The sequence below is a fragment of the Streptomyces sp. AK010 genome (assembly GCF_014207295.1).
Taxonomy (GTDB): Bacteria; Actinomycetota; Actinomycetes; order Streptomycetales; family Streptomycetaceae; genus Streptomyces; species Streptomyces massasporeus.
In genome coordinates this window covers 284,787-296,881 of the sequence record NZ_JACHCX010000004.1, presented here as the reverse complement: position 1 = coordinate 296,881, position 12,095 = coordinate 284,787, and the positions used below count along the sequence as shown (strand labels likewise).

Sequence of the window (12,095 nt, the reverse complement as noted above, 5' to 3'; positions counted from 1 at the left end):
AGGTCACGTAACAAGGAGAGATGAAGTGAGCATCGACAAGCCCGAGATCGACTTCCCGGGCGGCGAGCCCCCGGCGGACCTCGAGATCAAGGACATCTGGGAGGGCGACGGTCCGGTCGCGCAGGCCGGCCAGACCGTCACCGTGCACTACGTGGGTGTCTCCTTCAGCACGGGCGAGGAGTTCGACGCCAGCTGGAACCGCGGCACCCCGTTCCGCTTCCCGCTGGGCGGCGGCCGCGTCATCAAGGGCTGGGACCAGGGCGTGCAGGGCATGAAGGTCGGCGGCCGACGCCAGCTGACCATCCCCGCCCACCTCGCCTACGGCAACCAGAGCCCGACCCCTCTGATCAAGCCCGGCGAGACGCTGATCTTCGTGGTCGACCTGCTCGGGGTCTGAGCAAGCTCAGACAGACTCGATCATGTCGGGCCCATGCCTGTTCGGGCATGGGCCCTCGGCTTTTGCCGTGCCACCGTGTGGCGGTACGGTCATCGCTCGTAAGCACCATAGGGAGGCGAAGCGCGTCGATGGCCATTGCCAAGGCCGAGCGGCTGATGAACCTGGCACTGTGTCTGCTCGGGACACGCCGGCCGCTCAGCAAGCGTGAGCTGCGCGACTCCATCGAGGCCTACGTCGAGGCCTTCGGGCCGGGCAACGGCGCGACCGGCTCCGATGATTCCTTCAACCGCATGTTCGAGCGCGACAAGGACGACCTGCGCGAACTCGGGCTGGTCATCGAGACCGTCGAGAACCTCGACGGCGAGGTCGGCTACCTGGCCCGCCGTGACAGCAACCGCCTCCCGCCCATCACCCTGGACGCCGAGGAGGCCGCCGCCCTCGGGCTCGCCGCCAAGGTGTGGCAGCAGGCCCGGCTCGCCGGAGCGGCCAGCGGCGCCCTGCAGAAGCTGCGCGCGGCCGGACTCCCCGAGGACGTCGACCCGTACGGGTCGCACGGCGCGCTGGAGCCGCGCATCCCCGTGCACGAGGCCGCGTTCGAGCCGCTGATGCTGGCCTGCCGGGACCGCCGGCCCGTCGCCTTCGACTACCGCAAGGCCACCGCGGCCCACCCCGAGCAGCGGCACGTGGAGCCGTGGGCGCTGGAGTGCTGGCGGGGTCACTGGTACCTGGCGGGCTGGGACCGCGACCGGGGCGCCGAGCGGGTCTTCCGGCTGTCGCGGATCACCGGCAAGGTCCGCTCGCGCGGTGGCCGGTACACCGCTCCCGTACCGGACGTCGTCACCGTCCGGGAGACCGTGGCGAGCTGGGCAGGCGAGGTCGCCGACCGCTCGGCGCGGATCCGGCTGCGTGCCGGCGCGGGGTACCCCCTTCGGGCGAAGGCCACCTCCGTCCGGGAACTCGGCGAGGGCTGGGACGAGTTGGAGATTCCGTACGGCCACGGGCTGGACGCCTGGCTGGTGGAGTTCGGGCCGGACGTGGTCGTCCTGGAGCCCGCCGAGCTGCGGGCCGACGTGGTGGACCGGCTGCGGGCCGTGGCCAAGGGCTGAGGGGGAGCGCAAAGACAGTGGCAGGCAAACCGGTCAGGCCCGTGAACGCCATCGACCAGACCCGGCGGATGCTCTCGCTGGTGACATATCTGAAGGAGCGCCCCGGAGCCCGGGTCGAGGACGTCGCGCGCGCCTTCGGCATCAGTGAGGACGAGCTGGTCTCCGACCTCGACGTGCTGCCCATGTGCGGCACCAGCTTCCGCGGCGGCGACCTGCTCGACATCGACACCGACGGCGAGCGCATCTGGTGGCACAACCCGGCCGCCCTGGCGGCGGAAGCGGCCGAGCCGCTCAGACTCGCAGCCGACGAGGCCACCGCCCTGCTCGTCGCCGCCCGGGCGGTGTCCACGCTGCCCGGACTGCGCGAGAGCGACCGGCAGGCGCTGCTGCGGGCGACGGCCAAGGTGGAGACCGCGGCCGGCGAGGCGGCGGGCGCCAGCTCGCGCCTGTCGGTGACCTTCGAGTCCGAGGGCGGCGTCTTCGCGGACGTCGACCGGGCCATCGCCGAGCGCCGCAGGCTGTGGATCCGCTACTACTCGCCCGCGCGCGACGAGGTCACCGAGCGGGAGATCGACCCCATCCGCCTGGTCAGCGTCGGGCACACCTATGTCGAGGCCTGGTGCCGCCGCTCCGAGGCGCGCCGTACCTTCCGGCTCGACCGGGTCGCCGAGATCAAGATCCTGGACGAGCCGTCGGCACCGCCCGAGATCGAGCTGCGGGACCTGTCGGAAGCGCTGGTGCAGCCCGCGGCCGAGGACCCGGAGGTCGTGGTCGAGGTCGGGCCCGGCGGCCGCTGGGTCGCGGAGTACTACCCGCACGACAGTGCGGATGAGCTGCCGGACGGCGGACTCCGTATCACTCTGCGGACCCCCGACCCGGCGTCGCTGCGGCGCCTGGCACTGCGGCTCGGGCGGGACGGCCGGATCGTCTCGCCGCCGGACCTCGCCGACAGCGCCCGCCAGGCGGCCCGCGAGGCGCTGGCGGCGTACGACGGGATCGAGGCGGCGCGGACGACGCGGGTCGTGGAGGATGACGCACGCGGGCCGCACGCGGCGCACGCGGTTCCGGACGGGCCGGGCGACGGACCCGAGTGAGCCGCGGGCGTCCCTGGGGGGCCACGGCCGGGCAGGGCCGCCGGACCGCGGCACCGGGCATGGCGCCCCGGAGGCGAACGACCCAGAAAGAGGAGCGAGGGCTTGAACGAGTCGGCGACGTCCGGTGGTGTCGGGGGCATGACGGTGGAGTCCGCGTTCGCCGGAATGAGAAGCGTGACCCCGGTCGTGTTCAGGGCGGGCTGCCCCGACTGCCGCAGGTCCTTCGAGCTCGCCGCGGGCGCCCTGCGCCTGGCCATCGGCGCCACGAACCGCACCACCTTCTACTCCTTCACCTGCCCGCAGTGCGGTGCGTCGGTCCGCAAGCCGGCGGGGGAGCGGATCGTGGAGCTGCTCACCGGCGGCGGTGTGCGGACCCTGCGGCTGCACTCCACCGTCTAGAAGGGCGGGGCGTTCGCCCGTTCAGGAAGGTCTAGGCTCGGCGTCATGTTCTGGCCGATGTTCGCGGTTGCTGTGGGTTTCGTGGGTCTCGTCGTGCTCGGGGTGCTCGCCGTGCGGGTCTTCGTGGAGGCGCAGCGGCTGGGCAGGCAGGTCACGGACTCGGCGCGCCGTATCAACCGGGCCGCCGAGGACCTGGAGCGGGCGGCGCAGACCGCGGCCCGATCCGTGGACGCTCTGTGAGCCGGCCGGGCGTCGGCCATGAGTTGCTTTTGGGACACTTCGCCCTGTCACCTCGGCGGTTCGTACAGGTACGCTGCTGGTCGCGGCCCGGTTAACGAGGCACTGGTCGCGGACGGGAGTACGCACAGGGGATGCAGAGGGATTGCCTCACGTTCACCCCCGAGCGTTACGATCGCTGCCAACACGATCGTTCGGACATGTGTCCGACCGGTCGGACAGCACCCCACCACAGCCGCCTCGGTGAGAAGGTAAAGACTTATGTTCGGAAGGCTCGGAGCCCCCGAGATCATTCTCATCCTCGTCGTCATCATCCTGCTGTTCGGCGCGAAGAAGCTTCCGGACATGGCTCGGTCGCTCGGCAAGTCCGCCCGCATCCTCAAGAGCGAGGCCAAGGCGATGAAGGACGAGAACAAGTCCTCCACGACCCCGGCGGGCCCGCCCAACGCCGACGAGTCCTCGCAGCGCACCATCCAGGCAGCGCCCGGTGACGTGACCAGCTCGCGCCCGGTCAGCGAGCCCACGGACACGACCAAGCGCTGACGCAGGGCCGGTGCCCTCCGGCCCGCCGCACGAGATGGGAACGTGGGTTGCTGAAGTCTGCCCGCAAGCAGGAGAGGGATCCCGAGGGGCGCATGCCCCTCGCAGAGCACCTTCGCGAGCTCCGCAACCGGCTCGCCAAGGCGATGCTGGCGATCGTCGTCGTCACGGTCTTCGCCGCCTTCTTCTACAACGACATCATCAACTTGATCACCAAGCCGATCCTCGACTCGGTCGGCTGTGACAAGACCTTCGCGGAGCTGGCCCAGTCGCAGCCCGGCGCGAAGCCCTGTGCGCAGATCACCATCAACGGTCTGCTCACCCCCTTCACGCTGGCGCTGAAGGTCTCCCTGATGGCCGGCGTCGTCCTGGCCTCCCCGGTCTGGCTCTACCAGCTGTGGGCCTTCGTCGCGCCGGGCCTGCACCGGCACGAGAGGAAGTACGCCTACGCCTTCGTCGCCACCGGCGCCCCGCTGTTCATCGTCGGCGCGTACTTCGCGTACACGGTGCTTCCCACCACGGCCAAGGTGCTCCTGGAGTTCACCCCGGGCGGCACGTCCAACCTCCTTCCGCTGGACGATCTGCTCGACCTGGTCATGCGGATGGTGCTCGTCTTCGGCCTGTCCTTCGAGCTGCCGCTGCTGCTGGTCATGCTCAACCTCACCGGGGTACTGACCGGCAAGCGCATGCTCGGCTGGTGGCGCGGCATGATCATGGGCATCACGGTCTTCGCGGCCATCGCCACGCCCAGCACCGACCCGCTGACCATGCTGGCGCTTGCGGCGCCGATCTGGATCCTGTACTTCGCAGCCGTCGCCTTCTCCCTGGTCAACGATCGCCGCAAGGCCCGACGCGACGCCCTCGGCCCCGCCGACGACGAGGCCTCCGAGCTGGATCTCACCCCCGACGACATCGGCGAGATCGAGCCCGTGACCACCAGCCGGGCCGCCCTGCCCGAGCAGGCGAACTCGGACCGCTCGGACCGGGTCAACGGTTATGACGACGTGACCTGAAGTTCGACGGACAGCTCATAGGGTCGGCCCCGTGACCAGCGAGATCACCCTCTTCGTCAACCCCACCGCGGGCCGCGGCCGGGGCGCCCGCGCGGCGCAGCCGGCCGCTTCCGCGTTGCGGGCGGCCGGCTTCTCGGTGCGGACGGTCCTCGGGGAGGACGCCGCGGACGCCCTGGTCCGCGCGCGTGCCGCCGTCGAGGCCGGCACGGGCGCGCTGATCGCCGTCGGGGGTGACGGGATGGCGGCCCTCGCGCTGCGGGCGGTCGCGGGCACCCGCACCGCGCTCGGCCTGGTCGCCGTCGGAACCGGCAACGACTTCGCCCGCGCCCTCGGCCTGCCCGTGCGGCAGCCGGCCGCCGCGGGCCGCATGATCGCCGACGCCCTCAAGTGCGGCCGGATCCGCGACATCGACCTCGGGCAGGTCGGCGACCGCTGGTTCGGCACGGTCCTCGCCTCCGGCTTCGACTCCCGCGTCAACGACCGCGGCAACCGCATGAGATGGCCCACCGGCCGCCTCACGTACGACCTGGCGATGATCGGCGAACTCGCCGGGTTCCGTCCCGTCCCGTACCGGATCCGGCTCGACGACGAGGTCCTGGAGGTCGAGGCGAGTCTCGTGGCCGTCGGCAACGGCTCCTCCTACGGCGGCGGCATGCGGATCTGCCCCGGCGCCGACCTGACCGACGGACTGTTCGACGTCACGGTGGTCGGGGACTGCAGCCGGACCACCCTGCTGCGGGTGCTCCCGAGGGTGTACCGGGGGACACACGTCGACCATCCCAAGGTGACCGTGCTGCGGGCGGCCCGCGTCGAGATCTCCGCCGAGGGCGTCACCGGCTACGCCGACGGGGAGCCGCTCGGCCCGCTGCCGCTGAGCGCGCGCTGCGTGCGCGGGGGCGTGCGGGTCGTCGGCCCCTGAGGTCCGCTGCCCCTGAGCTGCGCCGATCCCTGGTTTCACAGGACCGGATCCGGATAATGATCGTCCTGTTGTCAGTGCGGCCCGGTAGGCTCGAAAGCACGATGACAGAGGACCTCTCACCGGCCGAGCGGTACGCGGCAGCCCGCCTGCGGGCAGCCGAGCAGGCCACCGCGCTCGCGGGCTTCCGCGAGATGTACGACTTCGGTCTCGACCCCTTCCAGATCGAGGCCTGCCAGGCGCTCGAAGCGGGGAAGGGCGTGCTCGTCGCGGCGCCCACCGGCTCCGGCAAGACGATCGTCGGCGAGTTCGCCGTCCACCTCGCCCTCCAGCAGGGCAAGAAGTGCTTCTACACGACACCCATCAAGGCGCTGTCGAACCAGAAGTACGCCGACCTGTGCCGCCGCTACGGCACGGACAAGGTGGGCCTGCTCACCGGCGACAACAGCGTCAACTCCGAGGCGCCGGTGGTCGTGATGACCACCGAGGTGCTGCGGAACATGCTGTACGCCGGTTCCCAGACCCTCCTGGGCCTCGGATACGTGGTCATGGACGAGGTGCACTACCTCTCCGACCGGTTCCGGGGTGCCGTGTGGGAAGAAGTGATCATTCACCTTCCCGAGTCGGTCACGCTCGTCTCGCTCTCGGCGACCGTGTCGAACGCCGAGGAGTTCGGCGACTGGCTCGACACGGTCCGCGGTGACACCGAGGTGATCGTCTCCGAGCACCGGCCCGTGCCGCTGTTCCAGCATGTGCTGGCGGGACGGCGGATGTACGACCTGTTCGAGGAGGGCGAGGGCCACAAGAAGGCCGTCAACCCCGACCTCACGCGCATGGCGCGCATGGAGGCGAGCCGGCCGTCGTACCAGGACCGGCGGCGCGGCAGGTCCATGCGCGAGGCCGACCGTGAGCGCGAGCGCCGGCAGCGGTCCCGGATCTGGACGCCGAGCCGGCCCGAGGTCATCGAGCGGCTCGACGCCGAGGGGCTGCTGCCCGCCATCACCTTCATCTTCAGCCGCGCCGCCTGCGAGGCCGCCGTCCAGCAGTGCCTGCACGCGGGACTGCGCCTCAACGACGAGGAGGCGCGCGAGCGGGTCCGCACCCTGGTCGAGGAGCGCACCGCCTCCATCCCGACCGAGGACCTGCACGTCCTCGGCTACTACGAGTGGCTCGAGGGCCTGGAGCGCGGCATCGCCGCTCACCACGCGGGCATGCTGCCGACCTTCAAGGAGGTCGTCGAGGAGCTCTTCGTGCGCGGCCTGGTCAAGGCCGTGTTCGCGACCGAGACCCTCGCCCTCGGCATCAACATGCCCGCCCGCTCGGTGGTGCTGGAGAAGCTCGTCAAGTGGAACGGCGAGCAGCACGCGGACATCACGCCGGGCGAGTACACGCAGTTGACGGGACGCGCGGGGCGACGCGGCATCGACGTCGAGGGTCACGCCGTGGTGCTGTGGCAGCGCGGCTCCAGCCCCGAGCACCTCGCGGGCCTGGCCGGCACGCGCACCTACCCGCTGCGGTCCAGCTTCAAGCCGTCGTACAACATGGCGGTCAACCTGGTCGAGCAGTTCGGGCGGCACCGCTCGCGTGAGCTGCTGGAGACGTCCTTCGCACAGTTCCAGGCGGACAAGTCGGTCGTCGGCATCTCCCGGCAGGTGCAGCGCAACGAGGAAGGTCTGGAGGGCTACAAGGCCTCCATGACCTGCCACCTCGGCGACTTCGAGGAGTACGCGCGGCTGCGCCGCGAACTGAAGGACCGGGAGAACGAGATCGCCCGGCAGGGCGCGGCACAGCGGCGCGCCGAGGCCGCCGTCGCGCTGGAGAAGCTGAAGCCCGGTGACGTCATCCACGTGCCCACCGGCAAGTACGCCGGCCTGGCGCTGGTGCTCGACCCGGGCCTGCCGGCGGGCCGTTCGAACGGCCACCGCGGCTTCGAGCACCACGACGGGCCGCGCCCGCTGGTGCTGACCGCCGAGCGGCAGGTGAAGCGGCTGGCGTCGATGGACTTCCCGGTGCCCGTCGAGCCGCTGGAGCGGATGCGGATCCCGAAGTCCTTCAACCCCCGTTCCCCGCAGTCCCGTCGGGACCTCGCGTCGGCGCTGCGCACCAAGGCCGGGCACATCCCGGCGGAGAAGCACCGCAAGCGGCGTTCCCAGGCGGCCGACGACCGTGAGATCGCCCGGCTGCGCACAGCGCTCCGGGCGCATCCCTGCCACGGCTGCAACGACCGTGAGGACCACGCCCGTTGGGCCGAGCGGTACCACCGGCTGCTGCGCGACACCTCGCAGCTGGAGCGGCGGATCGAGGGCCGTACGAACACGATCGCCCGGACGTTCGACCGCATCGTGGCGCTGCTGACCGAGCTGGACTACCTGCGCGGCGACGAGGTCACCGAGCACGGCAAGCGGCTCGCGCGGCTGTACGGCGAGCTGGACCTGCTCGCCAGCGAGTGTCTGCGCGCGGGTGTCTGGGAGGACCTGGGCCCGGCCGAACTGGCCGCGTGCGTCTCGGCGTTGGTGTTCGAGGCGCGGGCCGCGGACGACGCGATGGCGCCGAAGGTGCCGTCCGGGAAGGCCAAGGCCGCGCTGGGCGAGATGGTGCGGATCTGGGGGCGGCTGGACGCGCTGGAGGAAGACTTCCGGATCACCCAGACCGAGGGGGTCGGGCAGCGCGAGCCCGATCTCGGCTTCGCCTGGGCCGCGTACGAGTGGGCCTCCGGGAAGGGGCTCGACGAGGTACTGCGCGAGGCGGAGATGCCGGCGGGGGACTTCGTGCGGTGGTGCAAGCAGGTCATCGACGTGCTCGGGCAGATCGCGGCGGCTGCTCCGCAGGGGTCTTCCGTGGTGAAGAACGCGCGCAAGGCCGTTGATCTGTTGCTGCGGGGAGTGGTCGCCTACTCGTCGGTGGGGTGATCGTTCGATGCGCGGGTGCCGGCCGTAGGTCGTTGCTCGCGCCCACGCGGCGGAGCCGCACATCGACACAGCCCCGCGCCCCCGAGAAGGACGTCGTACCTGGGCCCATTCACCCGCCACGGTGAGTGGGCTTTCGTATGCCTGTATGTCGTCACGTTGCGCATTCGAACGCTGTCACAGCGTGTAAACGACCGAGCGTACTATCCCTTCGCGTCCGGTTTCCGGCAGTTGCTGAATATGACACGGCGATGATCCGGTCGGACTAAGCTCGCCCGCAGCGCACCGTCTTGAGATGAATTCGTGCGCTTGTTCCCCAATGTGTGGAAGATCCCGACAGCTTCATGACATACCCCCCTGCAACAAGCCCCGAACCTCAGTCGACTCCTGTCAGAAGGCCCACATGGTGAGTGTTCAATCCCCTCCAGGTCGCCGTGAACTCCCCTACGCACGCGTGCTGTTGCTGCCGGCCATAGTCATGGCCGCGGCGACCGGAGCCGCCGTCGCCCTGGTGGCGGAGCCCGCCCGGGGTGCCGTCGGCTGGTGTGGCGGCATCGCCACCGCGTTGGTGCTCGCGACGGCGGCCGAGGCGGTGCGCCGCGGCCGTGCGCTGCGCAACCAGCGTGCGGAGCACGCCCGGCACAGCGCGCATCTGGAACAGCGGATCGGCGCCCACGAGAACGATCTGGTCCGCTTCTCCCGGGAGCTCGTCCCCGCCGCGCTCGACCTGCTGCGCACCGGAGAATCCCCCAGGGAGGTGATGCGCAAGCTCGGCCTCGCCAACCCCGCGTTCCGTGACCTGCCCGCCCCGCAGGCCGAGACGCTGCTGACGGTGCTCAAGATCGTCGACCGCGAAGTGACCATGCGCGACGCGGCCGCGCGCTCCTTCGTCAGTGTCGCCCGGCGCGTCCAGGCGATCATCCACCAGCAGGCCGAGGAACTCCGGGAGATGGAGGAGGACCACGGCCGCAACCCCGAGGTCTTCGACGACCTGCTGCGCATCGACCACGGCAACGCCCTGATCGGCCGCCTGGCCGACTCCGTCTCCGTCCTCGGCGGCGGCCGCCCCGGGCGGCAGTGGCCCCAGCCGGTGTCCCTGTACAGCACCCTGCGCGGCGCCATGTCCCGCATCCTGGAGTACCGGCGCATCCAGCTGTCCTCCATCGCCAAGATCAGCGTCAAGGGCATCTACGTCGAGCCGGTCATCCACGCCGCCGCCGAACTCCTCGACAACGCCACGCGCTACTCGCCGCCGCAGACCAAGGTCCACGTCACCGCCACCGAGGTGCAGACCGGCGTCTGCATCGAGATCGAGGACGGCGGTGTCAACCTCAACGAGGAGGCACGCGCCCGGATCGAGGGCATGCTGGAGGCCGCCAAGGCCGGCCTCGACCTCCAGGACATCGGCGAACACCCGCGCCTGGGACTGGCCGTCGTGGGCCGCCTCTGCACGGCGTACAACATGCAGGTCTCGCTGCGTGCCTCCGCGTACGGCGGCGTCCGGGCCATCCTCATCGTGCCGAGCGAGATGATCACCCACGAGCCCGGCGTCGGACTCGCCCACGGCATCGGCGCCACCGGCATCCCCATGACGGTCGGTATCCCCGAGGGCCCGAAGCGCGCGCCCAAGAGGCGACGCCCCACCAGCCCGAAGATCCCCGCCACGGTCTCCATGGAGGACGACGACGTCCCCGAGGTCACCGAGTGGACCGCGAACGGCCTGCCGCAGCGCCGCAGCAAGGTGAAGATGCCCCTCGCCGAGCGGCTCGCCCAGCAGGCGGCCAACGAGAAGGCCGACCGGGAGGCCGCCGAACGGGGCGAGTACAACCCGTGGGCCACTCCGGAGCCCGAGCCCAAGTCGTGGCACGACATGTCGTCCCCGGACGCCCCAGGCAAGGGTCTGGAGGCCTTCTGGGAGGGGCTCAAGCAGGGCATCGAACCCGGCACCCACCCGACCGACTTCATCCGGAACCCGCACAAGTACCTGCACCTGATCAACGACCCGGCCCCCACCGAGGCCGATGACGAGGGGGATCTCAAGTGATCCAGCAGCGAGGCAACTTCGACTGGATGCTCAAGCAGCTCGCCGACGGCGTACCGGGCATCGAGATGATCGTGGTGCTGTCGGCCGACGGTCTGCGCATCGCACGCTACGGCGGCGAGCCGGACGCGGCGGACCGGGTCGCCGCGGCCTGCGCCGGCCTGCAGTCCCTCGCGGGCAGCATCTGCCAGGAACTCACCGTGGGCGACGGTGAGATGAAGCTCGTCATGATCGAGATCGACCGCGGCTACTTCTACCTGATGGGCGCGGGCGCCAACGCCTTCCTCGCGGTGCTCTCCGACGTGCGGTGTGAACCCGGCCGGATGAGCGCGATGATGCGCGACCTGGTCGTCCGGATCGGCGGTCACCTCACCAGTCCGCCCCGGCGGAACGGGCAGATCGTATGACGCCTCCCCAACGCCGGAGGCGCGACATCGTCCCGGAACCGCCCACGCCCCAGGAGGGCGACGGCACACCCGGCAACCCGGAGCGGATGTACGTGGTGGCCGGCCCGGACGGTGAACGGGCCGAGCTCGACCTGGTGACGTTGATCGTGGCGCGTGCCACGGACCCGCCGCCGTCCGCCTCTCCCGAGCAGGCGGCGCTGCTCCGACTCTGCGCCGCCCCCCTGTCCGTGGCCGAGCTGTCGGCCTACCTCCACCTGCCGTTCAGCGCGATGGGCGTGCTGCTCACCGAGTTGCTGACGGCGGAACTGGTGCAGGCGCGCGCCCCGATCGTCCGCAAGGCGCGCTCCGACCGTTCCCTCCTCGAAGCGGTGATGAATGGACTTCAACGGCTCTGACACCATCCCGGGCCCCCGGGCCGAGGACCAGCTGCCCCACACGGCACAGGCCGCGGCCAAGATCGTGATCGTGGGTGGCTTCGGCGTCGGCAAGACGACCATGGTCGGCTCGGTCAGCGAGATCACACCGCTGACCACCGAGGAGACCATGACGCAGGCCGGCATCGGTGTCGACGACAACTTCGGCTCCGCGTCCAAGACGGCCACCACCGTGGCCATGGACTTCGGCCGGATCAGCATCACCGAACAACTGGTGCTGTACCTCTTCGGCACGCCAGGCCAGCAGCGCTTCTGGTTCCTGTGGAACGGCCTGTTCGAGGGCGCGCTCGGCGCGGTGGTGCTGGTCGACACCCGGCGGCTGGAGGTCAGCTTCGACGTCATGGGGCGCCTGGAGGAGCGCGGCGTGCCGTTCGTGGTCGCCATCAACTCCTTCCCGGACGCCCCCCGTTACGCCATCGAGGAGCTGCGCACGGCCCTCGACCTCACGCCGGACATCCCGATCATCGAGTGCGACGCGCGGCGGCGCGCCTCCAGCCGCGACGTCCTGATGACGCTCATGCGCTTCCTGCACTCGCTCGCCATGACGGGCTCGCTCACCTGATCCGTGTCCGTCCACCCGCCCTTCCCCCCATGACACCTGGAAA

The 12,095-nt window shown here is 70.7% G+C and carries 13 protein-coding genes; all 13 read left to right on the top strand.

The features are described 5' to 3' along the window. Positions 1-25: 25 nt before the first annotated feature. Positions 26-397: an FKBP-type peptidyl-prolyl cis-trans isomerase gene (locus HDC93_RS10180; RefSeq protein WP_102910350.1), complete on the top strand. Its 372-nt coding sequence runs from the start codon at positions 26-28 to the stop codon at positions 395-397. A 128-nt stretch (positions 398-525) separates the two neighbouring features. Then, a complete protein-coding gene (locus HDC93_RS10175; RefSeq protein WP_185009353.1) occupies positions 526-1,503 on the top strand; it encodes a YafY family protein in 978 nt (325 codons plus the stop codon). 17 nt (positions 1,504-1,520) lie between these two features. Next, entirely contained in the window at positions 1,521-2,597 is a 1,077-nt protein-coding gene (locus tag HDC93_RS10170; RefSeq protein ID WP_311774528.1) for a WYL domain-containing protein, read from the top strand. 102 nt (positions 2,598-2,699) lie between these two features. Continuing rightward, positions 2,700-2,996 (top strand): hypothetical protein, encoded by a 297-nt coding sequence (locus HDC93_RS10165; RefSeq protein WP_185009349.1) that lies wholly within the window; start codon positions 2,700-2,702, stop codon positions 2,994-2,996. A gap of 45 nt (positions 2,997-3,041) precedes the next feature. After that, positions 3,042-3,236 carry a hypothetical protein gene (locus HDC93_RS10160; RefSeq protein ID WP_185009348.1) on the top strand — a complete coding sequence of 65 codons (195 nt, stop codon included), beginning with the start codon at positions 3,042-3,044 and terminating at the stop codon, positions 3,234-3,236. A 258-nt stretch (positions 3,237-3,494) separates the two neighbouring features. Then, positions 3,495-3,776, top strand: a complete 282-nt coding sequence (gene tatA / locus HDC93_RS10155) for a Sec-independent protein translocase subunit TatA (RefSeq protein WP_185009346.1) — start codon at positions 3,495-3,497, stop codon at positions 3,774-3,776. 47 nt (positions 3,777-3,823) lie between these two features. After that, on the top strand, positions 3,824-4,786 hold the full coding sequence (gene tatC / locus HDC93_RS10150; protein WP_185009344.1) for a twin-arginine translocase subunit TatC: 963 nt from the start codon (positions 3,824-3,826) through the stop codon (positions 4,784-4,786). A 31-nt stretch (positions 4,787-4,817) separates the two neighbouring features. Next, positions 4,818-5,705: a diacylglycerol kinase gene (locus HDC93_RS10145; protein ID WP_185009342.1), complete on the top strand. Its 888-nt coding sequence runs from the start codon at positions 4,818-4,820 to the stop codon at positions 5,703-5,705. A gap of 56 nt (positions 5,706-5,761) precedes the next feature. Further along, complete coding sequence (locus HDC93_RS10140) at positions 5,762-8,611, top strand: RNA helicase (protein WP_185009340.1); 2,850 nt, start codon at positions 5,762-5,764, stop codon at positions 8,609-8,611. A gap of 400 nt (positions 8,612-9,011) precedes the next feature. Beyond that, positions 9,012-10,652, top strand: coding sequence for a sensor histidine kinase KdpD (locus tag HDC93_RS10135; RefSeq protein ID WP_185009338.1), 1,641 nt, complete (start codon positions 9,012-9,014; stop codon positions 10,650-10,652). Then, on the top strand, positions 10,649-11,056 hold the full coding sequence (locus tag HDC93_RS10130; protein WP_030848665.1) for a roadblock/LC7 domain-containing protein: 408 nt from the start codon (positions 10,649-10,651) through the stop codon (positions 11,054-11,056). The genes HDC93_RS10135 and HDC93_RS10130 overlap by 4 nt, the downstream gene beginning before the upstream one ends. Continuing rightward, positions 11,053-11,451: a DUF742 domain-containing protein gene (locus HDC93_RS10125; RefSeq protein WP_185009336.1), complete on the top strand. Its 399-nt coding sequence runs from the start codon at positions 11,053-11,055 to the stop codon at positions 11,449-11,451. The genes HDC93_RS10130 and HDC93_RS10125 overlap by 4 nt, the downstream gene beginning before the upstream one ends. Further along, complete coding sequence (locus HDC93_RS10120) at positions 11,432-12,052, top strand: ATP/GTP-binding protein (protein WP_031108857.1); 621 nt, start codon at positions 11,432-11,434, stop codon at positions 12,050-12,052. The genes HDC93_RS10125 and HDC93_RS10120 overlap by 20 nt, the downstream gene beginning before the upstream one ends. Positions 12,053-12,095: the final 43 nt, after the last annotated feature.

Excerpts from the sequence above, each read along its gene's own strand:
- HDC93_RS10175 (WP_185009353.1), top strand. The coding sequence starts at position 526 with ATGGCCATTGCCAAGGCCGAGCGGCTGATGAACCTGGCACTGTGTCTG.
- HDC93_RS10160 (WP_185009348.1), top strand. The coding sequence starts at position 3,042 with ATGTTCTGGCCGATGTTCGCGGTTGCTGTGGGTTTCGTGGGTCTCGTC.
- tatA (WP_185009346.1), top strand. The coding sequence starts at position 3,495 with ATGTTCGGAAGGCTCGGAGCCCCCGAGATCATTCTCATCCTCGTCGTC.
- HDC93_RS10140 (WP_185009340.1), top strand. The coding sequence starts at position 5,762 with ATGATCGTCCTGTTGTCAGTGCGGCCCGGTAGGCTCGAAAGCACGATG.
- HDC93_RS10135 (WP_185009338.1), top strand. The coding sequence starts at position 9,012 with ATGGTGAGTGTTCAATCCCCTCCAGGTCGCCGTGAACTCCCCTACGCA.
- HDC93_RS10125 (WP_185009336.1), top strand. The coding sequence starts at position 11,053 with ATGACGCCTCCCCAACGCCGGAGGCGCGACATCGTCCCGGAACCGCCC.
- HDC93_RS10120 (WP_031108857.1), top strand. The coding sequence starts at position 11,432 with ATGGACTTCAACGGCTCTGACACCATCCCGGGCCCCCGGGCCGAGGAC.